This is a genomic window from Amycolatopsis sp. (assembly GCF_036008905.1).
GTDB lineage: Bacteria > Actinomycetota > Actinomycetes > Mycobacteriales > Pseudonocardiaceae > Amycolatopsis.
The window spans coordinates 56,182-83,035 of sequence record NZ_DASYMU010000045.1; the positions used below are offsets into that span (position 1 = coordinate 56,182).

Genomic DNA, 26,854 nt, shown 5'->3' on the forward strand with positions numbered 1-26,854 from the left:
AGTTCTTTTCGAGACCTCACGAAGACTCTACTTCCGATCCGGACTATTCGATACATATCGAAAACAGGCCAAACTGGGAGGTACCACCCATGCGAGCCCACCGTCTGATCGGACTCACCGCTGTCGCTGTCGCGCTCACTGTCGCCCCCGCGGTGGCATCGGCCGCACCCCGTGGCGAGTCATATGCACACCCGACCCCCTTCGGCCCGCAGCGGTCGTACGAGCCCGACGTCGCGGGCCCGGAAAACATCGACCTGGGGTCGGTGACCTACGCCGAGGACGGCGGCTCCCGCTTCGGCGTGAACATCTCCTTCAACGGCCTGCGCTCGACCACCACCGGCGTGGAGCCGGCCGCGGCCCGGGAGTTCGTGTTCCTGTTCGACCGCTCGGTGCACTTCAATCCCTACCTGTTCCCGACGTGTGACCGTTCGGTCATAGAGGAGCGGGGCGCGGCGGCCTGCCCGGACGGCTCGCGGGTCGGGTCGGGCCTGGCGGTGTTCTACCGTGGCGGTGAGGGCGAAGTACTGGTCTTCAACACCGTCTTCGACCACGGCAGGCGCGGTGTCCTGATCCACATCCCGGCCGCCGGCGCCATCCTGGAGAACACTCTGGAGCGGGTGGTCGGCGAATACCGCGACGCCTACGGCTGGGGGCTCAACGAGATCCTGCCGGTGAACGACACTCCGCCACAGGATCGGCCCAGCACCAAAGCGTTCTTCGTGACCTTCGGTGCCGTCCACAAAGGACACAGCTTCGTGCAGAGCTTCGCCCGACCGGGCACCGAACTGTCCGCCGGGGTATGGAGCGAGTACGCAACCGGCCAAACCACCCTCGTCGAGGGCGTGGTCACCCGGCCGTGACCTCTGCGGAGAACCCATACCGGTCGCCCCGCGGTTGCGCAACACGAGAATCGTGACCGCCGGAACTCCGGTGATGCGCGAGCGAGACCTACAGGACACGGGTCTAGTAGTCCTTGCGCCGCTGGGAAGATGAGTTCGCCGCAGGTTCGGGGGCCGGTTTGGCGCGCAGGCGCAGGGCGAGCCGGAAGCCGTCGGTCTTCAGCGTGAGCGATTCGGCGATACGCAGCTCGTAGGCGGGATCGGGGACGAACTCGTAGCGGTGCAGGACGAGGCCCAGTGCCAGTACTGCTTCGTGGATGGCGAACTGCCGGCCGATGCAGGCGCGCTCGCCGGTGCCGAACGGCTTGTACGCGTGCGCGGGGCGTTTCCTCGCTTCGCCAGGTGCGAAACGATCCGGATCGAAGGCTTCGGGATCGGGGCCCCACACTGCGGGATCACGGTGCAGCAGGGGGAGCATCACCAGAGCGTGGTCGCCCTTGCGCATCGGATAGCGCCCGCCGAGTACGACGTCCTCGCGGGCGCCCCGGAGATAGCCGGGGGCTGTCGGCCACAACCGCATGGACTCGTCGAGCACACGGCGGACGTACCGCAGCTTCGTGACTTCGGTGAACGTCGGTTCCGGATCGAGCTGATCGCCCCACATCGCGTCGACCTCCTCCCGCGCTGCGGCTAGCGCTCGCGGATTGCGCGTGAGGTAGTAGAGCGCGAACGACAGGGCGCCGGACGTCGTTTCGTGGCCGGCGACGATGAAGGTGATCACCTGGTTGCGGATGTTCACCGGGTCCAGCCTTTCCCCGGTGACCGGATGCGGACTCGCCAGCATCAGTGCCAGCAGGTCCTCGCCCTCGCCGGGCCGCCGGGCAGCGATCACTTCGTCGACGAGGTCGTTCATCGACCGGATGTCGGCCTGGTTCTGCGCAGCGGTGCCGGCGATCGCCCGCCGCACGAACGGCAGCCGTACGGACTGCAGCTGGGCGTACCGCAGCGCGCGGGTCATCGCGACCACGAAGGGATGCGGCCGTTCGCGTTCGAAGGAGCTGAACCGGTAGCCGAACCCGGTGCGGCCGATGGTCTCGAGCGTCAGCTTCGTCATGTCGGCGGCGACGTCGACGGTGTCGTCTCCGTTCGCCTTGGCATCCCAGGATTTCACCAGGTCCGCGGCCACCTCGGCCATGATCGGGTGGTAGCCGCGCATTGCCTCCAGGGTGAAGGCGGGCTGCAGGATGTCGTGTGCGAGCCGCCAGTTCGGCTCGGAGGTGTGTGCGGTGAACAGACCGTCGCCGGCGATGGCGCGGAGGTTCGCCACGCCGAGCCCCACGTGCTTGGTGAACTTCGTTTCGTCGTTCAACTGGGCGACCATGGCGGCGTCGGAGACGAAGACGATCTCGGTGCCCATGACCTTCCTGGTGAAGATCGGCCCGAGCTCGCGGCCCAGCCGGACCGTGTCCCGCACCGGTGTCCGCGGGTTCACTCCGAGTACGTCGCCGAGAAACGGCACGCGGCGCGGCGGGTGGGGAATGCCAGTGGTGTCCATGGGGCCTCCGGATCTCGTCAAGGAACCACTACTGAACCCGGTTCCAATAAGAGCGTGGCGAGCTACTGAACCGATGTCAAGTAGACTTCGCGGATGCGGACCAGGCTCAGCACCGAGCAGCGGCGTGAGCAGTTGCTGACCATCGGGGCCGGATTGTTCGCGAAGCGGCCGTACGACGAGGTGTGGATCGAGGAGGTCGCCGAGATTGCCGGCGTTTCGCGAGGCCTGCTGTACCACTATTTCCCGACGAAACGGGACTTCTTCGCCGAAATCGTTCGTGCCGAATGCGCCAGGCTGCTCCGGATGAGCGAACCGGACGAAGGAGTGTCGCGACTGGGCCAGTTGACCGCCGGTCTCGACGTGTACCTCGACTACGCGCAGCACCACGCGGACGGTTACCGCGTGATCCATCGTGCGGCGGCGGCAGGCGACACCGAGATCCGGGAGATCCGCGACGCCGGACAAGCCGCGAACCGCGAACGCGTCTTGGCCGGGCTCGCCGAACTGACCACGATCGACGAGATGACGAAGCTCGCCGTCCGCGCCTGGTTCACCTTCGTGACCGCTGTCATCCTGGACTGGTTGGACAACCCCGTGATCGCCCGCGAGGATCTCCGCGATCTGTGTGTTCGTACCCTCTTCGCCGCGGTGGGAATCACGCCGCCCGGCTGAACACCCATGCCGTGGCGCCGGTTGTTGCGCCCTCAAGTGCTATAGCATATGGTCAATGGCATGAACTCGCTCGAACCGCTCTCCAGCTCGACGCTGGCCGACCAGGTCTACCGACGGCTGCGCGTGGCGGTACAGGACGGCAGCCTGCGGCCCGGTGAGAAGATCACCGAGCGAGGCCTGGCGTCGCGGTTGCAGGTCAGCCCGACTCCGGTGCGGGAGGCGCTGCGCCAGCTCATCCATGAGCGGGTGGTCGAACGGGCCGGGACCCGCGCGCTGCGGATCGCCGACTTCGACCTGGCGACGATGGACGAGATCGCCGAGACCGAGGCCCGGCTCATCGGGCTCACAGCGCGCTTCGCCGCCCGTAAACGGACCGATGTCCTGGTCGCCGAGCTCACCGGGGATCTCGCCGCTTCCGACCCTCTCGTCGCCCGGCTCGAGTCCGGCGAGGGGACCGACGCCGACCTCGCCGGGGTACTCACGACACTGCGCCGGTTCCACCGGCGGATCGAGGCCGCGGCGGGCAACCCGGTGATGGACGCACTCCTCGCGCAGTCACGAGTGTTCGGCGACGAGGAGCGCTACGACCGGACGCTCGACCGGATCCACGCCTCCGGGGAGAGGTTCGCCGCGCGGTACCGGCAGCACCGCGAACTCCTTGGTCTCATCGCCGCGGGTGACGAAGACGGGGCCGAGAACCTGGCGGTCCGGCATCACCTGAGCGCACTGCGCCACCTCGGGCAGTCGTAAATCAACCCGCACCGCGACCGGTGCTCGGTACGACCCACTTGCTATAGCATATCGCAACGAAGCGAGGTCCGATGAACCATCCGGCAGCCGCACCGGCCGACACTCCGCCGAGCCCGGAGACCGTGGTGAGACCTCGCCTTGACCGGCGCGCCGTGTTCCTGGTGGCGATCGCGATCTTCGCGCAGGAATCGGTCTGGAACTTCTACGACGCTCAGGTGCCGGCCTCGCTCGCGCCCTACATCTCCTCCGCCGGGGTAATCGGGCTGATCATGGGGCTGGACAACATCTTCGGTGTCGTGCTGCAGCCCTGGATGGGTCATCTCGCCGACCGGTACCGCCAACGGCACGGCAGCCGCATCCCGTTCATCCTCGTCGGCGCGCCACTCGCGGCCGTGCCGTTCGTGCTGATCCCGTGGACGACCAGCCTGCCGGGCCTGCTTGTCTGCGTAATCTCCTTCGCCCTGCTGGCGAACTCGTTCAAGGGCATCACCGAAACCCTCCTGCCCGACCACGTCCCGGCTGTAATCCGCAGCCGCGCCAACGGTTTCATCAAGATCGCCGTCAGCCTCACGATCGCCGTCTCCGCGGTGATCAGCCTGCTGGTGGTCGACCGGAGCCTGAAGCTCGCGTTCGCGATCCCCGCCGCGCTCATGCTCGTGGCCTTCTTCACCGCCGGCGTGCTTCTTCACCGCCGCCGCACGCCGGCGGCCCCGGGCGCCAACCCCGCGCCGGAGCGCACCCTGCGCCAGATCCTCCTGGAGCTGGTCCGCGATCGCGATCGCAGCCGGCTGGTGCTGATGCTCGGCATCTTCTGCTTCGCCGGCACCTGGTCGGCGATGCGGGTCATGCTCACCCCTTACGGCACCGAGGTACTCGGCATGAGCCGCGGCGCCGCCGGCGGCATCGCCTTGCCCGGCTCGGTCGCGTTCGTCCTCGCCGCACTGCCGATCGCGTATCTGTCCGACCGAATCGGGCAGGTTCGCATGATCACCTTCGGTATCACGGTGTTCATCGTCGGGCTGCTCGTCGGGTTCGCCGTCCGCACCCCGCTCGCCACCACCATCACCGTCGCGATCTGCTCCATCGGCTACGCCACCTTCAGCATCAACGCGGCCGTCGCACTGTGGAACCTCGCGCCGTCCGGGCGGGTGCTGGGTGTCTACACCGGGCTGTACACCGTTGCCCAGTCGACCGGCTCCGCGGCGGGCCCTGCCTTGCTCGGGTTCGCGATCGACTTCACCGGCTGGCCGTTCATGTTGCTCGACGCCGCCGCGCTCGCCGCGATCACGTTCGCCGTGTTCGCCGGTCTGGCCGCCCGCAACCGGCGGCGCACCAACGACATCCCCGAAGGAAGGCACTGATGGAGATCCGCATCCTGGCCCCGACCGGCGCGCTCGGCGCCGGCTTCTCCCGCGCCGGACTGGCCGCGGCCGTCGAGCTGGCGCCGCACGTCATCGCGTGCGACGCCGGTTCGACCGACAGCGGGCCGGCCGCGCTCGGCTCCGGCACACCGAAGCTGTCCGACGCCGCGGTGCGCCGCGACCTCGAGGCGCTGCTGCTGGCCCGTGACCACCTCGACGTGCCGCTGATCATCGGCTCGTGCGGCACCGCCGGCCGCGACGACGGCGTCGACCGGGTCGCCGGCCTCGCCCGCGAGATCGCCGCCGCGCATGGCCTGCGGTTCCGGCTGGCCCGCATCCATTCCGACCAGGACTCAGCGCGCATCGCCGCGCTGCACCGCGCCGGTGGCCTGCGCCCGTTGGCCGCCGCGCCCGCGGTGTCCGAAGAGGACATCCTGGACAGTCACATCGTCGCCATGATGGGTGTCGAGCCGATCCAGGCCGCGCTCGCCGACGGCGCGCAGGTCGTGCTCGCTGGGCGGGCCAGCGACACCGCGCTGTTCGCCGCGGTGCCGCACGCGCTCGGCGCCGATCCCGGCCTCACCTGGCACGCCGCGAAGACGATCGAGTGCGGCGCCGCCTGCGCGATCCCGCCGGGCGCGGACGGCCTGTTCGTGCACCTGCGTGACGACCACTTCACCGTGTCGACCACCACCGGCGAGCGGCGGCTGACGCCGCGCTCGGTCGCCGCGCACACCTTGTACGAGAACGCCGATCCCTTCCTGGTCACCGAACCCGGGGGAGTGCTGGACACCCGCGACGCCCGCTACGAGGCCGTTTCCGACACCAGTGTCCGGGTCAGCGGCGCCCGGTTCCGGCCGACCGGCTACACCGTGAAACTCGAGGGCGCCGCGCTCGCCGGCTACCAGACGATCGCCGTCGGCGGTATCCGCGACCGGGTCGTCATCGAGGCGCTGCCCGAGCTGATCCCGTTGGCGGACAAGTACTTCGCCGCCCGGATCGCCGACCTGTTCCCCGCCCTCGACCCGGCGGTGGTCGACATCTCGTTCCGCACCTACGGCACCGGCGCGGTGCTCGGCGTCCATGAGCTGCCCGGCCTCGCGCCGCCGCCCGAGGTCGGCGTGCTCATCACCGTGACCGCCCCGGCCCAACACCTCGCGCACGACATCGCCACGTTCGTTGCCCACGCCGCCGCGCACCTGCCGATCCCGCGCTACGACGGACTGGTCAGCACGATCGCTTATCCACACTCGCCCCCGGAGACCGACCGCGGCCCGGCGTACCGGTTCACCCTCAACCACACCATCGCCCCGGCAACCCCGACCGAGCCGTTCCGCACCTACCTGGAGAACGTCTGATGAGCAGCGCCCGGCTCCTCGACCTGTGCTCGCTGGTCCGCTCCAAGAACGCGGGCCCGTTCGAGCTGACCTTCGACTTCGTCTGCCACGACGAGGCCGGCTACCGCGAACTCCGCGACAGCGGACTGCTGACCCCGGAACTGTTCGCGAACCTGTTCGCGCTGAACGAAGACAAGGTCGGTTTCCACGCCCACGACACCGCACTCGCGATCAAGGTGACGATCCCGCGCCCGACCGTCCAAGGCGCCCTCGACGACGCCGACTGCTACGGCGGCCAGCAATACGCCCTCGTCCTCGACGCGTTGGACCGAGAACGTTCATGAGCAGCCACTGGTACTCGGGGCCCGCCAGCCACGAGATGTCGACATGACGTGATACCCCCGCGCCCGTTTCCCAGAGACCGTGTTCCAGATCCGACCGGTCGGCGCGGACGAAGCGTCCGAGTACCGCGTGGTTGATCCGATCGGCAGGGTTCAGCCCCTCAGGCTCGATGCGCCGCAACCGCTGTTCGAGATCGACGAGCGTCGCCGCGTGCGCGCCGGAACCGGTGCGGCCGGGGTCTGGCACGAGATCGTCGAAACCGGGGACACCCAGCATGGTGGCGTTGAACGGGTCGGCCGTGTGCTTCGCCTGGAAGTACTCCACACTGAGCCTGGCGAGTTCCTCGCTGGGCGCGGTCATGCCCAGATCCCGTCGAGGGCATGGCGGATGTTGCCGCCAAGCACGGCGGCGATTTCCTTGTCGGACAAGCCTTCCCGCACCAGCCGGCCACAGATGTTGCCGAAGTTCTCGGTCGGGTTCTCCAGCCCGTCCACATACTCCACTTTCTCGTAGGACGGCCCGCCGCCCGGCCGCTTGAGCAGATGCCCGAAGACGGTGTGCAGGCCGACGTGGTCGCCGTAGAGGGTGTCCGGGCCGAACGCGACGTGCTCGATGCCGACCAGGTCCACGCAGTACCGGAAATGGTCCATCACCGACAGGATGTCGTGTCGCGGATGATCATGCGACAAGGTCGTGTGCGGCGCGGCGGACATCCCGATCACGCCCCCGGTTCCCGCCACGGCCCGCAGCACGTCGTCGGGCTTCATCCGTGGTGTGTCCCATATCGCGCGCGCCCCGGCGTGCGTCATGAACACCGGACGTTCACTGGCGGCGCAGACGTCCAGGCCGGTCCGATCCGAGGAATGCGAGATGTCGATCGCCAGGCCCAGCTTGTTCATCCGGGTGACGGCTCGCCGGCCGAAGCCGGTCAGGCCGCCGTCGGTCGTCTCGTTCAGGCCACTGCCCAGCGTGTTCGCGTCGGAATAGGCGATCCCGATCTGGCGCAGCCCGAGTCCATAAAGGACGTCGAGCCGGTCGATCTCGTTTTCGATCGGGGTCGCCGCCTCCAGGCCGAACAGCAAACCCACCTTGCCGGAACGGTGCGCGTGGTCGATGTCGGCCATCGTCCTGATAACGATGACGTCGTCCTGGTGCGCGATGTCCGCCTGCCGCATGCCCAGATCCGTGATGATGTCCAGCCACCGCCACGGCGCGTTGCCGGTCACGCACGCGGTGCCGTCCATCATGTTGTCGAACACCACGGTCATCTCCGAGGCCATCAGCCCGGCGAACGCCGTGTGCTGGCGCCCCGTGCGGTTGTACTCGGGGGTATGCCGCATATCGCTGGGGAACCGGACCGGATGATCGTGCAAGCTGATCACGATGTTGTCGCGCAACAGCCGGGAGGCGCGCGTCGCCTCGGCTTCGGTCAGTTCGCCGGAATACGGGGGAACCCGGCCGAACTCCGGGGCCAGGTCGAAAACGGGCAGGTCGGCACCCGGTGTGAGGTAACCATAGGACCGGTACTCGCTCATGGGGCCAACCGGTGCGGACCGTCGGCGAGCAGGCGCCACAGCTGTTCCCATGCCCGCATTCCCTCCCGCAGGCGGGGGATCCGCATGAACTCGTTGGGGGCGTGCAGGTTCTCGTCGGCGGTGGAGAAGGAGAAGAAGAGCGTCTTCGCCCCCAGCACCTCCTCGAACAACGCCGTCGCGGGCAGCGTCCCGGCGATGACCGCGAGCAGGACGTCCTGGTCCGGGTAGACCTCCTCCAACGCCGCGGCCGCCGCCCGGATCGCCGGGTGGCCGGCGGGAATCGTGTATGCCGGCACCGCGCCCTCGTCCGGGTGGACGGCGATCCGGACGCCGGTGAGCTTCTGGGCGAGCACGTGTTCGGTGATCGCCTCCAGCACCCGCTCCGGGCGCTGTCCCGGAACCAGCCGGCAGGACACGTGCCCGGTCGCGACGTGCGGGATGACGGTGTACTTACCGCCGGCCGTGATCCCGTTGATCTCCAGCGTCGGCCGCTCCCACAGCCGTTCCAGCGTGCTGTAGCCGGCTTCGCCGAAGACCTGGTCCAGACCGAGGCCTGCCCGGTAGGTGTCTTCGTCGAAGGGCACGGCCGCGATTTCGGCGCGGCGCTCGGAGCTCAGTGCCGGAATGCCGTCGTAGAAGCCGTCGGCCGCCACCCTGCCGTCGGCCGAATGCAGCGAGGCCAGTATCTCGCTCAACGCGTGGACGGGATTGGCCACTGTCCCGCCGAACCGCCCGGAGTGCAGGTCGCCGTTCGCGCCGGTGACCTCGATGGTCATCGTCAGCAGGCCCTTGGACGCGATCGACAGGGACGGCTCGGTCGGCCGCCACATGGCGCCGTCGGCGGAGATCACCAGATCGGCGGCGAGCTCCTCGGCGTGCTCGCGCAGGTATTCCGGTAGGTGCGGGCTGCCGATCTCCTCCTCACCCTCGAAGAGGAACTTGATGTTCAACGGCAGCGCGCCCTCCTGCTCGAGGAAGGCCTGGGCCACCTTGAGCACGATGAACACCGGGCCCTTGTCGTCGGTGACGCCCCGTCCGCGGATCACGTCCCCGTCGACGGTGAGCTCGAACGGCGGAGTCCGCCACTCGGCGAGGTCACCGGTCGGCTGCACGTCGTAGTGACCGTAGACCAGGACCGTCGGCGCTCCGGGCGCCTGCAGCCAGTCGGCCCGGACCACGGGATGACCGGTCGTGGGCACGACCCGGCCGCCGGCGAACGACAGCTGCGCCGCGAGCCATCCGGCGGCGGCCAGCATGGTTTCTCCGGTCGCGTCCCGGCTCACGCTCGGGATCGCGACGTAGCCGGCGAGCTCGTCGAGGTATTCGGCGTCGGTCGTATCAAAAGAGAGCATGTCCACCATCAATCGAAATAGTCTGGCCGGAGATCCAGGATGAGGCCTCCGAGACGAAGAAACGGACGCCGTGGGCGATGTCCTCCGGTGCGCCGAGCCGGCGCACCGCGATGCGCTCCAACAGTGCCGCCTGGCCATGCTCGCCGTAGCTGTCCCACTGCTCGATCGTCGTGGGATTGGACAGCACGAAACCGGGTGCGATGCAGTTGACCGTGATCCCGAAGCGCCCGAGTTCGTGCGCCATCTGGCGGGTGAAGCCGATCTGCCCGGCTTTCGCGCTCGCGTAGGCCTGGATTCCGGTCAGGCTGACGCTGCGTCCCGCGCCGGAGGCGATGTTGACGATGCGGCCCCAGCCCCGCTTCTTCATTCCGGGTGCGACCGCCCTGGTGCAAAGGAAGGTACTGGTGAGATTCGCCGCGACCACGGCCGACCACTGCTCGTCGGTGATCTCGTCGATCGGGTGATGTACCTGGCCGACGACCCCGCCCGCGTTGTTGACCAGGATGTCGACCTCGCCGATCCCGGCGAAGAAATCCGCTACCGCGGCGGAATCGGTGACGTCCACAGTGTCCTTGTCGATCCCGCGCACCTGGAGCCCGTCGGCCTCGAGGGCGGCCGCGATGGCCGCTCCGATCCCTTGGGCCGTCCCGGTCACGACGGCCAGCCTGTCCGCGGTCACGATTGCCGCCAGCCCTTCTCCAGCAGTTCGCGGACCTCGGCGACGCCCGCGTCCCACACGACCTGCATGTCCTCGTCACTGCGCTGGTAAGCCCCGCCGAGGCTGCCGTCGGGCGCGAGTTCCTTCATTTCCCGTGGAGTCAGCGTGTTCATCAGCGCCCGGGAAAGCACCGGTGCGCTGCCGGTGGGAATCTCGGCTCCGGCGACCCTGGTCCACGGGAAGTTCTCCAGCCACGAACCGTGGTACTGGTCTTCATCGAACCGGCTGGCGGCCGCGGCGGTCTGCGGCGCGTTGTACCAGCTGTGGAACAGGACCTGCACCGGCTCGTCGCGTGGCTGGCAGATCCACTCCCGGATGAAGCCGGTCACCGGCGCGTTGCCGCCGTGGCCGTTGACCACCGCGATCCGCCGGAAACCCTGTCCTGCCAAGCAATCCAGCAGGTCACGCAGCACTTCGAGATAGGTGGACATCCGCAGGCTCATGCTGCCCGGGTACTGCGTGAAGTAGGGCGCCATCCCGAACGGCAGGACCGGGAGCACCGGGATTCCCAGCGGTTCGGCCGCCTCCGCCGACACCCGCTCGGCCAGTAGCGCGTCCGTACCGAGCGAGAGATATCCGTGCTGTTCGGTAGAACCCACCGGAAGCACGACCCGATCGTCGTGTTCGAGGTAGGACGCGATGGCCATCCAATTGCTGTCGAAAACCCGCATCGATCCTCACATCCCTGTTCTCGTGAAGCGTTTCGCGCTGAATGCGCGATTTGTATCGCCCGGCGACCGGGTAGCCTGTCCGCCATGCCGCCACGCCGTCGCGCTCGGTCCACCGCCTCGCCCTCGCCCCTTGGCAACTTGTCCTCGCCGCTGGGCAGCTTGATGGACGTCGCGCCGGAACAGTCCCCGGCCGTGCCACTGGACGATGTGGACCGTCAGATCCTCGTTCTGGTCAGCCAGGATTCCCGGCGCTCCCAGCGGGCTCTGGCCCGCGAGCTCGGCATGTCCGCCCCGGCGGTCGGGGACCGGCTCTCGCGGCTCGAGCGCCTCGGCGTCATCCAGGGCTACGGCGTGCGCGTGGACTGGAGCGCGGTGGGCTATCCGATGACGGTGTACCTGACGATCACCGCCGCGCAGGGCTATCAGCAGGCGACCATCGTCGAGCAGATCGCCGGCGTTCCCGAGCTGGAGGCCCTCGACGTCGTCACCGGGGCGATCGACATGCTCGCGCGACTCCGGGTCCGTGACCACGCCCACCTGCGGCAGCTGCTCAGGCAGATCTGGGAGATCGAAGGCGTGCAGCGGACCGAGACCTTGCTGAGCCTGGTCGGGCTCCCACCGAAGAACGTGGTGGCCGAACTGCTCTCGAAAGCGGTGGGCGAGCCGGCCTGAGCCGTTCATGGCGAGACCACAATGGACGGCCGGGCGGCGGTGATGGCTGCCACCCGGGTCATCTCGTTGCCGACGATCATCAGGCCTTCGTCGACTCCCATGCCTGGCTTGGCCAGGACCTGGCCTGCCGCGCATGCCATCGCGAGGTGCGCCGTGACCTGGGCCGACCGGTCGGTTTCGTTGCACGTCCCGCCGCAGTAGGCGAAGAGCCCCCGGTCGCGAACGAGCAGCAGCGCCTCGATGGTGTTGGTGATCCCGCCGAGATCGGGGGTTTTGACATGGATCACGTCGGCGGCCTCGTTGTCGACGAACAGCTTGATGTCTTCGAGCGTGTTGCACCATTCGTCGACGGCGATCTTCACCGGTGAACCGAGCCGTTTCAGCGCGGCCCGGAGCCGGATGTAGGTGTCGATCTGGGCGTCCCGGCTTCCGGCGTCGATCGGATGCTCGATGACCAGTTCGTGCGGCGCGGCGATCTTCGCGAGGCCGGCGAGGTAGCCGGCCACCGCGTCCACATCACCGTCGAAGGCCTGGCCGATGGTGCCGTAGGTGTCGAAATACAACCGTGGCAGGTATCCGCTGCCGATAGTGAGCTCGGCGATCCGGCCGACCAGCCAGCGCACGTAGTCCTCGAACAGTTCGCCACGTTGGCCCACCAGCGTGCCGAGGTGGTTGATCAGGCCGTGCGGCAGCACGTCCACTCGCTTGAGGATCATCTTGTCCACGCCGGTGTACCGGTCTTCGCCGCACTGGGTGAAGACCGGTACCGGCCGGAGGTCGACCCCGGTCGCGTACTCGTCCCGGACGACTTCGGCCATGGTCAGCCGCCGGCTCTTGGCGACCGCGTCGAGCACGGCTTGCGTTACACCGTAACGGATCGCGCTGTGCAGCGGGTGGGAGTCCACGAGGCCGGCGAGGTCACGGAACGACGTGAGCTCGGCGCCCGCCAGCAGCGGCGTGAGGTGTTGCGCGATGTCCCGGCGGGCGGACTCCGCGCTGAACACCGGATCCCGGCCGCCGGCGCCGCTGTACTGCACCGCGGCGCAGTCGCCGTGCGCGACCGAACCGTCGTCGAGCAGCAACAGCACTGATAGCGCTTCCCCGGCCTGCCGGATCGCCGTGAAGCCGGGGGTGAGAGGACTACCTTCGTAGCCGAACCCGTCGTGCGGCGCACCGGCCCTGACGGCAGCCTGGTCGTCGGCGAAGAACCCGGCGCGGACCGGCTCGGTGAGAATGTCGACAATCCTCATTCGACGAGCCCGCGACACAGCAGCACGGCGGTCACGAACGTCTGGTAGATCCACAGTGGATCGTCGCCGGTAATGTGTGCCGACAGGTCGCCGGTGCGCTCCACACCGGCGATACGGCTGGCCAGCTCGCAGTAATCGCTGGTGCGGAAAGAGATTTCCACCGTCGCGGGCAGGCTGATGTCCACCTGCTTCGCATCGGCGAGTTCCACCAACGCGGACTGTGCCCGCTCGCGGATCAGGTCCTTCGCCGCGTCCGGATGCAGCGCTTCCGCGGAGAACCGGGTGATGGACCGTTTGACCACCGCGGTCTTGATCCCCGGGCAGAACCGCGCGGTCTCCTCCGCCGTCGTGGCGTCGCCCGTGACTAGCACGATCGGCACCCGGTAGGCGCTGGCCACCAGTGAGTTGAGGCCGGCCTCGCCGGCGATGGCGCCGTTGATGCGGACCTCCGCGAAGGCCGCCGGAAAATAGGTGTGCGACAGGACCGAACCCTTGCTGCCCATCGAACCGTGATAGGACACCAGGAATATCGCGTCGAAGCTCGCGTCGAGACCTTGCATCATGTACATCGGCTTGTACCGGCCGGACAGGTAGCTCGCACGTCCGGCGAGGGCGTCCGGCTTCAGGTTCGCCATCTTCGAGTGCGCGTCGTTGACCAGGAATTCGGTGGCGCCCGCGGCCATCGCACCCTCGATGGCCGCGTTGATCTCGCCGGTCAGCAGACCGGTGTAGTACGGGTACTGGGATCCGCCGATGACGCATTGGTCCCAGTCCACGACTCCTGCCGTGCCCTCCATGTCCGAAGAGATGAAGATCTTCACAGGACGCTCCTTGGCCGAAACTCGGGTTGGGTCGAGGTTTCCGTCATGACCGCGTAAACCGAACCGGGCTGGCCGGCCGCGGCGCCGTGGCGCCCGTCCGGGGTGAGCGCGAGGCAGCGCAATTCCGCCCGGAACTCGTCGGGCAGGGTCGCCGCGTCGGCGAGCATCGCCAGGCATGCTTCGGTGGGCTCCAGCCCGCGCGCGAGATCGGCGACGATGGCGCGCGCGCCGACCGCGCGCATGCTCAGCTCACCGCGGCCGGTACAGGCAGCGCCTCCGTGGCGCACGTCGGCGTAGTTTCCCGTGCCGGGCAACGCGGAATCGCCTACGCGCCCGGGGTACTTCCAGGGATAGCCGCTGGTGGACACACCCACGACCAGCTCGCCCGAGGAGTCCAGCGCCAGAATGTTGATGGTGCCCCAAGGCCCGTCGTGCGGGGCGAAATGGTTGACCAGTTCCAACGCGGTCCGGCGGTAAAGCGCGTCGCCCTTCTGTGCACCGGTCCGTTCGCCTTCGACGGATTCGATCGATGGTGCCAGTGCCGAGTGGAACAACTTCTTGGACTCGTCGGTGAGCAGTTCCGCGCGCTCGAAACCGTTCTCCTCGGCGAACAGTTCGGCTCCGGCGCCGACGAGCAGGCTGTGCTGCGGCAGCCGTTCCAGCACCGCGCGCGCGATCGAGATCGGGTTGGGAAACCCTTTCACCGCACCGACCGCACCGAAGGCCCTGGTCGAACCGATCATCAGGGACGCGTCCAGTTCCACCACGCCCTGGGCGTTCGGCAGGCCGCCGGTCCCGACATAGTGATCGTCCACATTGTCCTCACACCGGCGGAGCCCGGCTTCGACCGCGTCGAGCGCGGAACCACCGCGGGCAAGGATTTCCATCGCGGCGGGAAGCCCGGCTTCGCTGCGCTCACTGCCGATCACGATGGGGCCGCTCATGCGACGACCCCGGTGTCGCGTGCCGGTACATGGACGCAGGCTGCCGAGCGGCCGGGATCACGTGGATCGTCGAGCAGGCCCGGTTCGGACGCGCACCCGGCCACCACGGACGGGCAGCGGTCGAGATAACGGCAGGGGCTGGTGCCTGCGGTCGCCGCGGACATAGTCACCTCTTTTCTGATAGTGCTCCCGGCGGCCACCGGGCCGCTGCCGGTCCCGGCGGCCTCATCGGTGGTGACGAGGCGGGGGACCGAACTGATGAGCAATTTGGTGTACGGGTGAACGGGATCGTCGAACAGGGTGTCGGTGCCCCCGGTCTCGACGATGCGACCGCGGTACATCACAGCGGTCCGGTCGCTGATCTGCCGGACGACCGCCATGTTGTGCGACACGAAGATGACCGACAGGTCGAGTTTTTCCTTCAGGTCGGTGAGGAGGTTGATGATGTTGGCCTGCACGGAAACATCGAGTGCGGACACCGGTTCGTCGGCGATCAGCACCTTGGGCTCGAGTGCCAAGGCGCGGGCGATGCCCACTCGCTGCCGCTGTCCGCCGGAGAACTGCCGCGGCCGCTGCCCCAGTGCCCGCTCGGACAGCCCGACCAGCCGCATCAGTTCGCGGCAGCGCTCGGCGACCTTGTCGCGTGGGACCAGCTTGTGGAACCGAAGGAGTTCCGACAGCGTCTGCCCGACCGTCATCCGGGGGTTCAGGGAACTGTAGGGGTCCTGGAACACCATCTGCAGGGCGCGTTGCTGGACCCGGGTACGGCGAGCCGGCAGCTCCGCGCCCTCGTACCGGATCACGCCCGCCGTCAACGGGTGGAGACCCACCAGGGATCGTGCCAGGGTGGACTTTCCACAGCCGGACTCGCCAACCAGGCCGAGCGTCTCTCCTTTGTGGAGGATCAGGTCCACCCCGTCGACGGCACGGTTCGCCGCGGGTTTCTTGCCGAAGAGCCGGTCGGTGACCGAGACCGGCGTGATGAAATGCCGGGCCAGGCCTTCGACCGAAAGAATCTCGTTTCCCGCCATTATCGCCGACCCACCCGTTCCTCGGTGATCATCGCGGGCCAGCTCCCCGCGGTGTCGACCCGCCGGCACGCGCTCTGCCCGCTCGCGGTCGCCACGGGGGACGGCTCCTCGTGGTGGCAGCTGTCAAGGACGAACGGGCACCGGGGGGCGAACGAGCATCCGATGACGTCTTCGGTGAGGTCCGGTGGCTGCCCGGCGATGGTGAGCAGCCGGACGACCCGGCGGTCCGGGTCGGGCACCGATCGCAGCAGCGAGAACGTATACGGGTGCCGGGGGGCCGTGACAAGGTCCGGCAGTGCGCCGGATTCCACGATCTTTCCCGCGTACATGACGTAGAGCCGTGAGCAAGTCTGGCTCACCACCGCGAGATCATGGCTGACCAGCAGGAGCCCGACGTGCTCTTCGTGCTGGAGTTGCCGCAGCAGACCGAGGACCTGGGCCTGGATCGTCACGTCGAGCGCGGTGGTCGGCTCGTCGGCGAGGATCAGCCGTGGCTTGGTGGACAACGCGATCGCGATGCAGATCCGCTGCCGCATTCCGCCGGAGAGCTCGTGCGGGTACAGCTCGTAGCGACGCTCGGGCTCGGCTATGCCGACCTCGGCCATCAGGTCGACGGCGATCGTCTTGGCCTCGCCGCGCGATTTGCCGAGCTTGTGCCGGGGAGCCTCGGCGATCTGGTCGCCCACTCGCAGTACGGGATTCAGCGCGGTCAGCGAATCCTGGAAGACCATGCTCATGGCGTCGGTCAACCGGCGGCGCAGCCGTTTCGCCGGGAGCCCGGTGACGTCTTCGCCGTCGATCAGCACGGTTCCCGACGTGATCTTCGCCGGGCGCGGCAGCAGACCCAGCAGAGCGCGCAGCGTGAGGCTCTTGCCGGAGCCGGATTCGCCGACCAGGCCGACCGACTCGCCGGTGCCGACCGACAACGACACCCCGCGGACGGCGTGCAACCGCCCGTGTGGCACCGGAATCTCCACGTTCAGGTCGCGGACCTCGAGCAGCGGCGCGGTCATCGGTTCGCCTTGTCCACGATGCCGTCCGCGATCAGCGCCAGCGCCAGGCCGGTGACCACTACGGCCAGGCCCGGAATCGTGGACATGTACCACTTCGTCAAGATGAACTGCTGTCCTTCCTGGATCATCGTTCCCCAGTCCGGGGTCGGCGGGGGTACACCGAGGCCGAGGAAACCGAGTGTCACGATCGCCAGCAGGGTGAGCACGATGTCGCTCATCGAGAAGACGAACGCCTGCAGGATCACGTTCGGCAGCAGATGCCGGACGAGGATGCGCCAGGTCGGCAGGCCGCTGGCTCTGGCCGCCATGGCGTATTCCTGTTCCTTGGCGATCAGCACCTGGCCGCGCACGATGCGGCAGTAGGCCACCCAGCCGACGAGGGTGATCGCGATGTAGATGCTCGAGGTTCCCTGCCCCATCGCGAAGACGAGCGCGATAACCAGTACCAGGAACGGAAACGCGATCACGATGTCGACGACGCGTCCGATGACCGCGTCGAGCCAGCCGCCGGACCAGCCCGCGATCAGCCCGATCAGGCTGCCGAGCACGAACGGCGAGATGACCGCCAGCACCCCGACCTGCAGGTCCACACGAGCCCCGTAAAGCAAGCGGGACAACACATCGCGGCCGAGCGAGTCGGTGCCGAAGAGATGCCCCGGTGACCCGGGCGCGAGAAACGCGGCGTTGAGATTCTGCTGGATCGGGTCGTGGCTGGTCAGCAAGGGAGCACAGATCGCGCACAACACGATGAGGGCGAACAGGATCAGGCCCGACACCAGCGGCGCGTTCCACCGGCCCCGGCTGCGGCGCGGGGGAGCGGCCGCGGGGAGGGCGGGTTCGAGGATCGTCGCGGTGCTCATGCCAGCTTCACCCGGGGATCGAGAACGGCATGCGTCACGTCGGTGAGCAGGTTCACGACGACGACCATGATCGCGAAGACCAAAGTGATTCCCTGCACGGTGGGGAAGTCCCTTCCGAGGATGGAGTTGATCATCTGTTGTCCGATACCGGGCAACGAAAAGACCCGTTCGATGACCAGCGTGGAGCCGGTGAGATAGGCGATGTTCACGCCAAGGACGGTGACGGAGGAAACGGCCGCGTTGCGCAATGCGTGGCCGAACACCACTCGCGGCGTGCTGATCCCCTTGGCTTGCGCGGTCACGATGTAGTCACTGCCGAGTACGTCGATCATGCTGGCTCGCAGGCTCCGGATCAGGATCGGGGACAGCGTCAGCGCGACCGTGATGCCGGGCAGCACGATACTTCGCAGATGGCCGGCCAGATCGTTGCCGAACCCGCCGACCGGGAACCAGCCCAGTTTCAGGCCGAACACCAGGATCGCCATGATGCCGAGCCAGAACGACGGCAGGCCCAGCCCGACGACCGGGACGGCCCGGATGATGTTGTCGGCCGTCCCGCCGCGCCGCGCCGCCGCCAGCACGGCCAGCGGTACGGCGATCAACAAGGTGAAGACGGTTCCCGACACCAGTAGCCAGATCGTCACCGGAAGGCTGGTGGAGATCAGACTGCCGACCGAGCCGTCGTACACAAAGGAATAACCGAGGTTGCCTTGCAGCAGGTGCCCCATGAAGGTCAGGTACTGGCTCCACAATGGCTGGTCCAGACCGAGTTGGCCGCGCAGGGCCGCGACGGCCTGGGGAGTGGCATGGGAGCCGAGCAGTGTCGCCGCCGGATCACCGGGAATCAGGCGGATCAGGAAGAACACGATGAAGCTGATCCCGAGCAGCACCGGGATCAGCGACACCAGCCGCCGGAGAATGTAGATCAGGTACTTCATGGGCTTTGTTGCTCCGCGTATTCCGGCCCTCGCATCAGAGCGTGACGTCTTCGAGGTGGTAGTAGCCGGTGGGCAATACCTTGAGGCCCTGAAGGCTGCTGCTCTGGGAGTACGGGAAGGGCGAGTAGAACAGGAACCCGAGGACGGCGGCGTCGGCGGCCTGCTGCTGAATCTGGTTGTACAGCGCCTGGCGCTTGGTCTTGTCGAACTCCCGCTGCGCTTGGTGGACCAGGTCGATCAGCTGCGGGTTGTTGTAGCCGCTGTAGAACGAGTGCCCGCCCGAATTCGGGTCGAGCGCGAACTGCACCAGCTCGTCGGGGTCGGCCAGGTCCATGGTCCAGTACGAATGCGCTATCTCGTAGTCCATTTTGACCGTCATATCGTGCTGGGTGCTCGCATCGACGTTCTGGATGTTCATCGTGATCCCGAGTTCCTTCAGCGACGCCTGCAAGATCTGCGCGATCGCGGAGTCGACCGAGTCACCCGACATCGCGAGGTAGGTGGTGGTGAAGCCGTGGGGAACACTGGACATCGCCAGCTCCTGGCGAGCCTTGTTCATGTCGTAGGTGATTCCCCGGCAGTTCTTGTCGTAGTAGGGCGCCGCGGGCATCATGAGCGAGTTGGCGGGCTGCCCGTTGCCGAACAAGATGTTCTTGACCATCGCTTCGCGGTCGAGCGCGTACGAGATGGCACGCCGGACGTGGACGTCTGCGTAAGGGCCGCGCGTCTGGTTCATCAGAACGTAGTCGGTCCGGGTCGACGGGAACAGATCGACCTTGACGTCGGGTGTGGCCTTGAGCTGGGCGAGGCTGGAGAACGGCGGCGCCTCGTTGATCTGCGCCTGCCCGCCCTGCAACTGGATCGCCCTGGCGTTGTCGTCCGGCACGACCTTCCAGGTGACCGTGTCGACCGCGGGCTTGCCGGGCTGCCAGTAGGCCGGGTTCTTCTTCAGCTTGATGAAGTTCCCCTTCTGCCAGGTGTCCCACATGAACGGTCCGGTCGCAATGGGCGCGGCGTAGAAGTCGGCCTTGCTCTTACCGCCGTAGTCCTTGGGGATGACGCCGTTGTTGGGACAGCTCAGATCGGCGAGCAGCGGGGCCCAGGGGTACTTGGTGGTCACCACGACGGTGAGGTCGTCGGGAGTGGTGACCTCCTTGATGGCGGAGTTGATGAACTCCCACCCGCCACTGGTCTTGCTCGACTCGTCGATCGAGAACTTCACGTCGGCGGAGGTCAGCGGTGCTCCATTGTGGAACTTCAAGCCAGGCCGGAGTTTCAGCGTGCACGAAAGGTTGTCCGGCGACATTTGGTAGCTTTCGGCCAGCCACGGTTTGACGCTCTGGCCGTCATCGGTCATCGTCACCAGGCACTCGTACATCTGCTGGTAGACCCACAACGAGGCGTTGCTGAACACGATCGTTTTGTCCATGTCCACCGAATCCTGGGCACGGACGATCACCAGATCGCCGCCCTTGCCGCCCGAACCGCCCGGCGAGGACGAACCGCACGCGGCCAGCAGCGGCCCGGCCGCGAACGCGCCGATACCCAGACCACCGAGTTGGAGCAGCCGTCGCCGGCTGATCGATGGAACCCGGAGCCCAGCGGGAATCGGTGAAGGCGGCAGATTCGGCACATCGGCACTCTGTTCGGACATGCCAGCTCCTTAACGAGGTCGCGGTTCCGCGGATGCGCTGCCGGTATTCGGCGCGACACGCTGTCCGGTACTCAAGCAGCAGTACGTTTCAGCGAGATTACGGAGCCAGTTTCTGTCATCCGTAAAGTCAAGTGGGAGACGAGGCCTCATCCGCAATGAGATCGAAGGCTAGATCACTCCACTCGGTTTGGGTAGTGTCGGTCGCCAACACGCCCTCGGGCGCCCGACGAATCACCAAAGGCGGGCCACTCATGCGATTGACGATCATCGGCGCCGGCGCGATCGGCGGCACCATCGGCGCCCACCTCATCCGGTCCGGGCACGAGGTGCTGTTCTGCGACGCGGACCCGGCGCACGTCGAGGCGATCAACTCCGATGGGTTGTCCATCGAAGGCCCGGTCGAGAACTTCACCGTCGCAGCTCACGCGGTCACCCCCGGAAACCTGCCCGATCGCCTGGATCACGTCGCCGTCGCGGTGAAGAGTCACCACACGGGACACGCCGCGGACCTGGTACGCGACCGGTTGGCTCCGGATGGCTATGTGGTCAGTTTTCAGAACGGTTTGACGGCGAAGACGCTTTCCGACGCGGTGGGCACCGAACGACTCATGGTGGGGTTCGTCAACTTCGGCGCGGATGTGCTCGGGCCGGGCCGGATCCAGCAGGGCAACATCGGCACCTTCCGGGTCGGGGAGCTGACCGGCGAGATCAGCCCGCGCCTGCGCGAACTCGCCGATGCGCTGCCCTACGCCGAGGCCACGGACAACATTTTGGGATTCCTGTGGGGCAAGGAAGCCTACGGCGCGATGCTCTGCGCCGGCGCGGTTTCCGACCTGTCCATTGTGGACAGTCTGGAGGCGCCACGGTGGCGGCCGCTCATGCTCGCCGTCGCCAGGGAGGTCCTCGCGCAGGCGCCCGTGAAACCCGAGGCCTTCGATGGTTTCGACCCACAGGACCTGGAGGGTTCGCTCGACCGTCTGGTCGCGTTCAACCGGGCCAGCGCCAAGTCGCACAGCGGCATCTACCGGGACCTGATGGTGCGCAGGCGAAAGACCGAGGTCGACGACCTGCTCCGCGATCTTGCCGGCCCGTTGACGACCTTCACCGGTGAGCTCGTCAAGGCGATCGAGCGGGGGGAGCGCACCTGCGAGGTCGCGAACCTGGAGCTGCTCGCCGCCTATGAACGGGCCGAACGGCTCGGCCGTCCACTGAACGCCGTGGTCGAGTTGTTCCACGCACCCACGCGGGCGGCGGAGGGTCCGCTGCACGGACTGCAGATCGCCGTCAAAGACATGATCGACGTGGCCGGGCACCCGCGCGGCAACGGCAATCCCCGCTCGATGGCCACCGCACCCGCCGCCGCGGACGCCGAGATCATCTCCAGGCTGCGCGCGGCCGGTGCGGATGTCTTCGCGGCCACGTCCTTGCTCGAGTACGCCGCCGGCGCGGTCCACCCCGGCCTGCCCGAAGCGATGAACCCGTTCAACCGCAGGCGAACCGCGGGAGGATCGAGCGGAGGCTCGGCCGCTCTGGTCGGTGCCGGTGCCTGCGCGGTGGCATTGGGCACGGACACCGGAGGCTCGATCCGGCTCCCCGCCCACTACTGCGGCATTGTCGGGTTCAAGCCGAGCTATGGTGCGTTACCGCTCGATGGAATCGAGGCACTCGCACCGACCCTCGATCATGTCGGCCTGCTCGCACGCGACGTCACGACGACGATCCACGTCTTCTCGGCGCTGACCGGCCACGTGCCCGCACCTTCGCCCGGCGCGCTTCGGATCGGTGTCCTTCCCCGGCAACTCGGGCACGCCGAGGTCGAACCTGACGTGGCCGCGGCGGTCCGCGCGGCGATCGGCCGCCTCCTGGAGGCCGGCTGCGCCGTCGTCGACGTGGATGGATCCGCCTTCGCCGAGCTGGACGAGACCTTCTCGGCCATTCTGCTGTTCGAAGCGTGGCAGGCGCACGGTGCGCGGGTCAGTGGCGATCCCGGCCACTACGGCCCGGAAACGCTGCGGCTGCTGCGATCCGCGGCCGCGGTGAGCAGGGACGACTACGAGATCGCCCTTGCCCGCAGGGCACGGCTGCTGCCCGCCGCGGCCGAGGTTTATGCGGGAATCGACGTGCTGCTGACTCCGGTCGCCCCGTTCGTCGCGCCGGTCACCACGCCGCCGGTCGACACCCCACAGGGCGCCGCGGAAGGCCTGTTCACCGGGGTCTACAACCTCACCGGCGCACCGGCGCTGGCCTTGCCGTGTGGCTGGAGCGGTGACGGCCTGCCGATCGGGCTCCAGTTGTCGTCCCCGGCCGGTACCGACATGGCTCTGCTCGCCGCCGCCCACTCGGTGGAATCGACGCTGGGCACCGAAATCCGGTTTTCTGCTGTCAGCTGACCGTGGCGTGGCCTCGTGTACTGATTGGACAGGCCTGCGCCGTCAGTGATGATCATGGCTTGCCCTGGTGTGTACAGTCACCTTCGTGATGTGCCACAACCGATGCGGCTGTGCACGCGGCCGGTCGGCAGCGTTCCCGCCGCCGCGGACCAATGACACGTGGGGAGATTCCAGTCATTAGCAGTGTGGGCACGGGTTCCTCAGGGAATCGGCGCCCCCGCCTTGCCGATGTCGCGGCGGCGGTGGGCTTGCATGTTTCGACGATTTCGCGAGTGCTCAACGGCGACACGAGCCTGTCCATCCGGCCGGAGACACGCGACCGCATCCTGGCGACGGCACGGAGTCAGGGCTATCGCCCCAATGCCATGGCCAGAGGGCTCAAACACGCCAGGACCGGTGCGTTGGCGATGGTCGTCCCGTTGCTGCGCAACCCGGTCTGGGCCAGCATTCAGCGCGGCGCGTTGCAGGCCGCGGTCGAGGGCGGCCAGGTCGTGATGATCCTTGACGAGCCGCAGGACGACGTTCGCCAGCCGACCGATTACCAGTACCTGGTCGAGGAGAGCCGGGCTGACGGGCTGCTGATCGCGACAGCGCGGCGCGTCGGCGGCGAGCGGCCGCGCACCCCCGCGGTTCCACATGTCTACCTCAACCGGCGCGGTCCCCGGCCGGGCCACAACGTGGTGATGGACGAGGAAAAGGCGATGCAGCTGTTCGTCGAGCGCCTGTCCGAACTCGGACATCGGCGGCTGGGCGTCGTCGAAGGATTCAAGGTCATCGACACGGTGCACCGCAGGGTCGCCGCCGTGCGTGGTCTTTGCTCCGCACACGGCATGTCCGTGGCCTTTGAACACGCCGAGGACACCGAGGCGGGGGGATACGAGGCGACGTTGCGGCTGCTGTCGCGGCGTGACGTGCCGACCGCGCTGGGGGTTGGCAACCTGAGTCAGGTTTTCGGGGTCATGAAGGCATTGCGCGAGGCCGGCGCCTCCGTTCCGGCGGATATGTCGCTGGTCAGCTTCGATGAGGACGACTGCCTCGGTTTTCTTGAAGTCGCTGTCACCAGCGTGAGCATGCCGCTGGAAGAGCTCGGCGGGGCCGCGGTCCGCGCCCTGATCGACCGTGTCGACGGACTGTCCGGAAAGGACGTATTGCTGTCCGAACCGATGGCCCTTGTCGAACGCGAGTCCATCGCCCCACCCCGGCTGTCTCGCCGCCTGCGTCACTGACCGGGCCTCCGAGAACCGAACGACCTGCGGAAAACGCTCGCCGGGATCCGCTTGCCGCCGAAGCCACGCGATCGCGGCTGCACGGCGCCCACCACCACAAACGCAAGAAATCTCCTGCGCGAACGCCCAGGCGTCTCGGGCTTCTCAGGTGACGCTGAGCCTCCCGAACTGCTAGTTAGCGTCCGCGTAACGTACGAAACAAACGATTTACTTAAGAGGTAACGCCGTAGGCAAACCTTTGCCTTAGGTTCTTGGCATGCGATCGATCGGAAACGCCACCACGCGCCTGGCCGTCGAGCTTTCACGGAGTAGCCGATGACCGAGGCACCTACCGCCATCGGGTCGAACTACCCGCGGTTGTCCGCTGAATCATCTGCGGCCGTAGCCCGGCGCCTGATCGAGATCGTCTCGCTGCACCACGGCGAGACCCTGTCGGCCGATCAGCTCGAGGCGGTGCGCGTGTGTGTCGCGGCGCAGCTCGCGGCGACGGAGCGCCTGCACCGGTTCCCGCTGGCCAACGATCAAGAGCCTGCGTTCACGGTTACCGGGCGCAGCGGTGTGGTGGCATGAACGAGGAAGAGCTTGCCTTTCTCGGTATCAGGGAACTCGGTACCCTGCTCCGCTCCGGCGAGATCTCCCCGACGGAGCTCACCGAGGTCTGCCTGCGGCGCCTCGACGACGTCGGCCGCAGCCTGAACGCGGTCGTCACCATGACCGAAGACGTGGCGCGCCGCGAGGCGGTACTGGCCGGGGCGGAGCTTCGGGCGGGCCTGGATCGCGGCCCACTGCACGGAATTCCTTATGGGCTCAAGGACATCATCAGCGCCGCCGGACTGCCCACGACCTGGGGAGCGTTCCCAGACCAGCGTTTCGACACCGAAGCCACCGTGACGCGCAAGCTCCGCGACGCCGGTGCGATCCTGGTCGCCAAGGTGGCCACGATCGAGCTCGCCGGCGGCATGGGTTACGACAACCCCAACGCCTCGATCAGCGGCGCACCGGGAAACCCTTGGCACACCGGGAAATGGACAAACGGCTCGTCGAGCGGTCCGTCCGCTGTAGTCGGTGCGGGTGCGGTGCCCTTCGCCATCGGCAGCGACACCGGCGGGTCGATCCTGCTCCCGGCCGCCTTCACCGGCACGGCCGGCCTGCGGGCGACCTACGGCAGGGTGAGCCGCGCCGGCGCGATGACACTGTGCTGGACCCTGGACCGGCTGGGACCGATGTGCCGCAGCGCCGACGACTGCGGCCTGGTGCTGGAGGCGATCGCCGGGGCCGACCCCCGGGACCCGGCGAGTCTCACCGATTCCTATTCCTACCGGCGGCCACGGCCTCGTCGCGAGGGATTCCGGTTCGGCGTCATCGCCGGATCCTGCGACGGCGCGGAGCCGGAGGTGAGCGCGAACTTTCGGACTTCGCTGGCGGCGCTGGCGGAAATCGGCACGCTGGAGGAGGTCGAGCTGCCGGACCTTCCGTACGACGACGTGGCCGAGGTCGTGATGGGAGCCGAGGCGTACGCGGCCTTCGACGAATTCATCGCCGCCGGCGGAACCGCCGGACTGACCGCGGCGAAAGCGCGGGGGCACCGGCTCGCCGGTGCCGTGCTGCCGGCCCACGACTACATCCGCGCGCAACGAATCCGGCGCGTAATCGCCGCTGAGTTCGGTGAACTCGCATCCCGATACGACGCGCTTCTCGCGCCCTCTCTCGGCGTAGTGGCGTCGGGTCGTAAGGAGGACTTCGAATACATGTTGCCAGGAGCTTTCGGCCGCCCGTTGAACTTCGCGGGCGTACTCTCGGGAACCCCGACCGTCTCGGTGCTCAACGGTCTCGGCCGGGACGGACTGCCCACCGGGATCCAGTTCGCCGGTGCGCGGTTGACCGAGAACGCCATCCTCGACGCCGCGGTCGCGCTGGAAACGCGTACCGGGACCACCGCGCTGCGGCCCGACGGTCCCTACGGCGTCGCAGCCGCAAGCGTCAACGGCCGGCCCGTATGACCACCTACATCCTGCGCAGACTCGCGTCCATCATCGGTCTTGCCTTTGGTATCAGCGTTCTCGTCTTCCTGATCATCCGGCTGATCCCCGGTGATCCCGCCTTGGCGTTGCTCGGCACCAACGCCGGTGACCCCTCGCTGGTCGCGCGGCTGCACGCGCAACTCGGGCTGGACGACTCGATGCCGGTGCAGTACGCGCGCTGGATCGGCAACCTGCTGAGCGGCGACTTCGGCTATTCATATGGCAACCAGCAATCGGTGACCTCGTTGCTGGCGGCGAACTTCCCCGCCACCATCCAGCTCACGGTGGCCGGCCTGACCTTATCGCTTTTGGTCGGCAGCGTCCTCGGTGTCGTCGCCGCGTTGCGCCGCAACCGCGCGACCGACACCGTCGCCATGGGCTTCGCCCTGACCTGTATGTCGATTCCGAGCTTCTGGCTCGGTTTGCTGCTGATCCTGCTGTTCGCCGTGGAGCTGCCGATCTTCGACGTCGTCGGGGGAACCTCGTTGAAGGGTCTCGTCCTGCCCGCGGTGACACTGGCACTGGGCAGCATCGGGTTCAACGCGCGGTTCGTCCGATCGAGCGTGATCAACGCCCAGCAGCTGAACCACGTCATCACCGCGCGCGCCAAGGGAATCACCGGCGTGCAGGTGTTCCGCCGCCATGTTCTGCGCAACGCGCTGCTGCCGATCCTCACCATCGTCGGCTTGCAGGTCGGGCAGTTGATCTCGGGGGTCGTGATCGTCGAAACAGTCTTCTCACGGCCAGGGATCGGGCGGCTGCTGGTTCAGGCGATCCTGTCCAAGGACTACCTGACGGTGCAGGCGGTCGTGCTGATCATCGCGGTTCTGTATGCCCTGACGAACTTCGCCGTCGATCTGCTCTACCCCGTCCTCGATCCCCGCGTCGCCAGCCGGTAGCGA

The 26,854-nt window shown here is 67.5% G+C and carries 25 protein-coding genes; 12 read left to right on the plus strand and 13 right to left on the minus strand.

Going from position 1 to position 26,854, the window contains the following annotated elements:
- Positions 1-89 precede the first annotated feature (89 nt).
- Entirely contained in the window at positions 90-860 is a 771-nt protein-coding gene (locus VGP60_RS09000) for a hypothetical protein (protein ID WP_327547441.1), read from the plus strand.
- Between the two features lie 103 nt (positions 861-963).
- Here VGP60_RS09000 and VGP60_RS09005 read toward each other — a convergent pair whose 3' ends face one another.
- Complete coding sequence (locus VGP60_RS09005; RefSeq protein ID WP_327547442.1) at positions 964-2,394, minus strand: cytochrome P450; 1,431 nt, start codon at positions 2,392-2,394, stop codon at positions 964-966.
- Between the two features lie 93 nt (positions 2,395-2,487).
- Here VGP60_RS09005 and VGP60_RS09010 point away from each other — a divergent pair, with 93 nt between their 5' ends.
- The 5 genes from VGP60_RS09010 to VGP60_RS09030 all read left to right on the plus strand — a co-directional run bounded on the left by VGP60_RS09010 (position 2,488) and on the right by VGP60_RS09030 (position 6,858).
- Complete coding sequence (locus VGP60_RS09010; protein WP_327547443.1) at positions 2,488-3,066, plus strand: TetR/AcrR family transcriptional regulator; 579 nt, start codon at positions 2,488-2,490, stop codon at positions 3,064-3,066.
- Positions 3,067-3,126: 60 nt separating this feature from the next.
- A complete protein-coding gene (locus VGP60_RS09015) occupies positions 3,127-3,816 on the plus strand; it encodes a GntR family transcriptional regulator (protein ID WP_327547444.1) in 690 nt (229 codons plus the stop codon).
- A gap of 71 nt (positions 3,817-3,887) precedes the next feature.
- On the plus strand, positions 3,888-5,177 hold the full coding sequence (locus VGP60_RS09020) for an MFS transporter (protein ID WP_327547445.1): 1,290 nt from the start codon (positions 3,888-3,890) through the stop codon (positions 5,175-5,177).
- Complete coding sequence (locus VGP60_RS09025; RefSeq protein WP_327547446.1) at positions 5,177-6,535, plus strand: acyclic terpene utilization AtuA family protein; 1,359 nt, start codon at positions 5,177-5,179, stop codon at positions 6,533-6,535. Before VGP60_RS09020 ends, VGP60_RS09025 begins: the two co-directional genes overlap by 1 nt.
- Positions 6,535-6,858: a DUF4387 domain-containing protein gene (locus VGP60_RS09030; protein WP_327547447.1), complete on the plus strand. Its 324-nt coding sequence runs from the start codon at positions 6,535-6,537 to the stop codon at positions 6,856-6,858. Before VGP60_RS09025 ends, VGP60_RS09030 begins: the two co-directional genes overlap by 1 nt.
- 354 nt (positions 6,859-7,212) lie before the next feature.
- On the opposite strand, the gene VGP60_RS09035 is transcribed toward VGP60_RS09030, so the two are convergent.
- From VGP60_RS09035 to VGP60_RS09050, 4 genes are read right to left on the minus strand one after another with little or no spacing between them, the layout of a single operon-like run.
- Entirely contained in the window at positions 7,213-8,391 is a 1,179-nt protein-coding gene (locus VGP60_RS09035) for a dipeptidase (RefSeq protein WP_327547448.1), read from the minus strand.
- Entirely contained in the window at positions 8,388-9,743 is a 1,356-nt protein-coding gene (locus tag VGP60_RS09040) for a dipeptidase (protein WP_327547449.1), read from the minus strand. The genes VGP60_RS09035 and VGP60_RS09040 overlap by 4 nt, the downstream gene beginning before the upstream one ends.
- Entirely contained in the window at positions 9,730-10,422 is a 693-nt protein-coding gene (locus VGP60_RS09045) for an SDR family NAD(P)-dependent oxidoreductase (protein ID WP_327547450.1), read from the minus strand. The genes VGP60_RS09040 and VGP60_RS09045 overlap by 14 nt, the downstream gene beginning before the upstream one ends.
- Complete coding sequence (locus VGP60_RS09050; protein WP_327547451.1) at positions 10,419-11,132, minus strand: creatininase family protein; 714 nt, start codon at positions 11,130-11,132, stop codon at positions 10,419-10,421. The genes VGP60_RS09045 and VGP60_RS09050 overlap by 4 nt, the downstream gene beginning before the upstream one ends.
- 84 nt (positions 11,133-11,216) lie before the next feature.
- Here VGP60_RS09050 and VGP60_RS09055 point away from each other — a divergent pair, with 84 nt between their 5' ends.
- Positions 11,217-11,804, plus strand: a complete 588-nt coding sequence (locus VGP60_RS09055; RefSeq protein WP_327547452.1) for an Lrp/AsnC family transcriptional regulator — start codon at positions 11,217-11,219, stop codon at positions 11,802-11,804.
- A gap of 5 nt (positions 11,805-11,809) precedes the next feature.
- Here VGP60_RS09055 and VGP60_RS09060 read toward each other — a convergent pair whose 3' ends face one another.
- From VGP60_RS09060 to VGP60_RS09095, 8 genes are read right to left on the minus strand one after another with little or no spacing between them, the layout of a single operon-like run.
- A complete protein-coding gene (locus tag VGP60_RS09060; protein ID WP_327547453.1) occupies positions 11,810-13,054 on the minus strand; it encodes a methylaspartate ammonia-lyase in 1,245 nt (414 codons plus the stop codon).
- On the minus strand, positions 13,051-13,875 hold the full coding sequence (locus tag VGP60_RS09065; RefSeq protein WP_327547454.1) for a M55 family metallopeptidase: 825 nt from the start codon (positions 13,873-13,875) through the stop codon (positions 13,051-13,053). The genes VGP60_RS09060 and VGP60_RS09065 overlap by 4 nt, the downstream gene beginning before the upstream one ends.
- A complete protein-coding gene (locus VGP60_RS09070; RefSeq protein ID WP_327547455.1) occupies positions 13,872-14,819 on the minus strand; it encodes a N(4)-(beta-N-acetylglucosaminyl)-L-asparaginase in 948 nt (315 codons plus the stop codon). The genes VGP60_RS09065 and VGP60_RS09070 overlap by 4 nt, the downstream gene beginning before the upstream one ends.
- The gene (locus tag VGP60_RS09075; protein ID WP_327547456.1) at positions 14,816-15,850 is read right to left on the minus strand and encodes an oligopeptide/dipeptide ABC transporter ATP-binding protein; all 1,035 of its coding nucleotides are present in this window, start codon (positions 15,848-15,850) and stop codon (positions 14,816-14,818) included. The genes VGP60_RS09070 and VGP60_RS09075 overlap by 4 nt, the downstream gene beginning before the upstream one ends.
- A complete protein-coding gene (locus VGP60_RS09080) occupies positions 15,850-16,863 on the minus strand; it encodes an ABC transporter ATP-binding protein (RefSeq protein ID WP_327547457.1) in 1,014 nt (337 codons plus the stop codon). Before VGP60_RS09080 ends, VGP60_RS09075 begins: the two co-directional genes overlap by 1 nt.
- On the minus strand, positions 16,860-17,723 hold the full coding sequence (locus VGP60_RS09085; protein ID WP_327547458.1) for an ABC transporter permease: 864 nt from the start codon (positions 17,721-17,723) through the stop codon (positions 16,860-16,862). The genes VGP60_RS09080 and VGP60_RS09085 overlap by 4 nt, the downstream gene beginning before the upstream one ends.
- Complete coding sequence (locus VGP60_RS09090) at positions 17,720-18,661, minus strand: ABC transporter permease (protein WP_327547459.1); 942 nt, start codon at positions 18,659-18,661, stop codon at positions 17,720-17,722. The genes VGP60_RS09085 and VGP60_RS09090 overlap by 4 nt, the downstream gene beginning before the upstream one ends.
- A gap of 34 nt (positions 18,662-18,695) precedes the next feature.
- Entirely contained in the window at positions 18,696-20,315 is a 1,620-nt protein-coding gene (locus tag VGP60_RS09095; RefSeq protein ID WP_327547460.1) for an ABC transporter substrate-binding protein, read from the minus strand.
- 251 nt (positions 20,316-20,566) lie between these two features.
- Between VGP60_RS09095 and VGP60_RS09100 the strand changes: the two genes are divergently transcribed.
- The 5 genes from VGP60_RS09100 (at position 20,567) to VGP60_RS09120 (ending at position 26,851) form a co-directional block, all read left to right on the plus strand.
- Positions 20,567-22,705, plus strand: coding sequence for an amidase family protein (locus tag VGP60_RS09100; RefSeq protein ID WP_327547461.1), 2,139 nt, complete (start codon positions 20,567-20,569; stop codon positions 22,703-22,705).
- 152 nt (positions 22,706-22,857) lie between these two features.
- Positions 22,858-23,931, plus strand: coding sequence for a LacI family DNA-binding transcriptional regulator (locus VGP60_RS09105; protein WP_327547531.1), 1,074 nt, complete (start codon positions 22,858-22,860; stop codon positions 23,929-23,931).
- A gap of 315 nt (positions 23,932-24,246) precedes the next feature.
- Positions 24,247-24,501, plus strand: a complete 255-nt coding sequence (locus tag VGP60_RS09110) for a hypothetical protein (protein WP_327547462.1) — start codon at positions 24,247-24,249, stop codon at positions 24,499-24,501.
- Positions 24,498-25,931 (plus strand): amidase, encoded by a 1,434-nt coding sequence (locus tag VGP60_RS09115; protein WP_327547463.1) that lies wholly within the window; start codon positions 24,498-24,500, stop codon positions 25,929-25,931. Before VGP60_RS09110 ends, VGP60_RS09115 begins: the two co-directional genes overlap by 4 nt.
- Positions 25,928-26,851, plus strand: coding sequence for an ABC transporter permease (locus tag VGP60_RS09120; protein WP_327547464.1), 924 nt, complete (start codon positions 25,928-25,930; stop codon positions 26,849-26,851). Before VGP60_RS09115 ends, VGP60_RS09120 begins: the two co-directional genes overlap by 4 nt.
- Positions 26,852-26,854: the final 3 nt, after the last annotated feature.

What these genes read in the sequence shown, in the direction of transcription:
- VGP60_RS09075 (WP_327547456.1), bottom strand. Translation starts at nt 15,850, where the DNA reads ATGGCGGGAAACGAGATTCTTTCGGTCGAAGGCCTGGCCCGGCATTTC.
- VGP60_RS09015 (WP_327547444.1), top strand. Translation starts at nt 3,127, where the DNA reads ATGAACTCGCTCGAACCGCTCTCCAGCTCGACGCTGGCCGACCAGGTC.
- VGP60_RS09080 (WP_327547457.1), bottom strand. Translation starts at nt 16,863, where the DNA reads ATGACCGCGCCGCTGCTCGAGGTCCGCGACCTGAACGTGGAGATTCCG.
- VGP60_RS09115 (WP_327547463.1), top strand. Translation starts at nt 24,498, where the DNA reads ATGAACGAGGAAGAGCTTGCCTTTCTCGGTATCAGGGAACTCGGTACC.
- VGP60_RS09100 (WP_327547461.1), top strand. Translation starts at nt 20,567, where the DNA reads ATGCGATTGACGATCATCGGCGCCGGCGCGATCGGCGGCACCATCGGC.
- VGP60_RS09050 (WP_327547451.1), bottom strand. Translation starts at nt 11,132, where the DNA reads ATGCGGGTTTTCGACAGCAATTGGATGGCCATCGCGTCCTACCTCGAA.
- VGP60_RS09085 (WP_327547458.1), bottom strand. Translation starts at nt 17,723, where the DNA reads ATGAGCACCGCGACGATCCTCGAACCCGCCCTCCCCGCGGCCGCTCCC.
- VGP60_RS09020 (WP_327547445.1), top strand. Translation starts at nt 3,888, where the DNA reads ATGAACCATCCGGCAGCCGCACCGGCCGACACTCCGCCGAGCCCGGAG.
- VGP60_RS09005 (WP_327547442.1), bottom strand. Translation starts at nt 2,394, where the DNA reads ATGGACACCACTGGCATTCCCCACCCGCCGCGCCGCGTGCCGTTTCTC.
- VGP60_RS09000 (WP_327547441.1), top strand. Translation starts at nt 90, where the DNA reads ATGCGAGCCCACCGTCTGATCGGACTCACCGCTGTCGCTGTCGCGCTC.
- VGP60_RS09040 (WP_327547449.1), bottom strand. Translation starts at nt 9,743, where the DNA reads ATGCTCTCTTTTGATACGACCGACGCCGAATACCTCGACGAGCTCGCC.
- VGP60_RS09110 (WP_327547462.1), top strand. Translation starts at nt 24,247, where the DNA reads ATGACCGAGGCACCTACCGCCATCGGGTCGAACTACCCGCGGTTGTCC.
- VGP60_RS09060 (WP_327547453.1), bottom strand. Translation starts at nt 13,054, where the DNA reads ATGAGGATTGTCGACATTCTCACCGAGCCGGTCCGCGCCGGGTTCTTC.
- VGP60_RS09025 (WP_327547446.1), top strand. Translation starts at nt 5,177, where the DNA reads ATGGAGATCCGCATCCTGGCCCCGACCGGCGCGCTCGGCGCCGGCTTC.
- VGP60_RS09030 (WP_327547447.1), top strand. Translation starts at nt 6,535, where the DNA reads ATGAGCAGCGCCCGGCTCCTCGACCTGTGCTCGCTGGTCCGCTCCAAG.
- VGP60_RS09095 (WP_327547460.1), bottom strand. Translation starts at nt 20,315, where the DNA reads ATGTCCGAACAGAGTGCCGATGTGCCGAATCTGCCGCCTTCACCGATT.
- VGP60_RS09035 (WP_327547448.1), bottom strand. Translation starts at nt 8,391, where the DNA reads ATGAGCGAGTACCGGTCCTATGGTTACCTCACACCGGGTGCCGACCTG.
- VGP60_RS09010 (WP_327547443.1), top strand. Translation starts at nt 2,488, where the DNA reads ATGCGGACCAGGCTCAGCACCGAGCAGCGGCGTGAGCAGTTGCTGACC.
- VGP60_RS09105 (WP_327547531.1), top strand. Translation starts at nt 22,858, where the DNA reads ATGACACGTGGGGAGATTCCAGTCATTAGCAGTGTGGGCACGGGTTCC.
- VGP60_RS09120 (WP_327547464.1), top strand. Translation starts at nt 25,928, where the DNA reads ATGACCACCTACATCCTGCGCAGACTCGCGTCCATCATCGGTCTTGCC.
- VGP60_RS09090 (WP_327547459.1), bottom strand. Translation starts at nt 18,661, where the DNA reads ATGAAGTACCTGATCTACATTCTCCGGCGGCTGGTGTCGCTGATCCCG.
- VGP60_RS09055 (WP_327547452.1), top strand. Translation starts at nt 11,217, where the DNA reads ATGCCGCCACGCCGTCGCGCTCGGTCCACCGCCTCGCCCTCGCCCCTT.
- VGP60_RS09070 (WP_327547455.1), bottom strand. Translation starts at nt 14,819, where the DNA reads ATGAGCGGCCCCATCGTGATCGGCAGTGAGCGCAGCGAAGCCGGGCTT.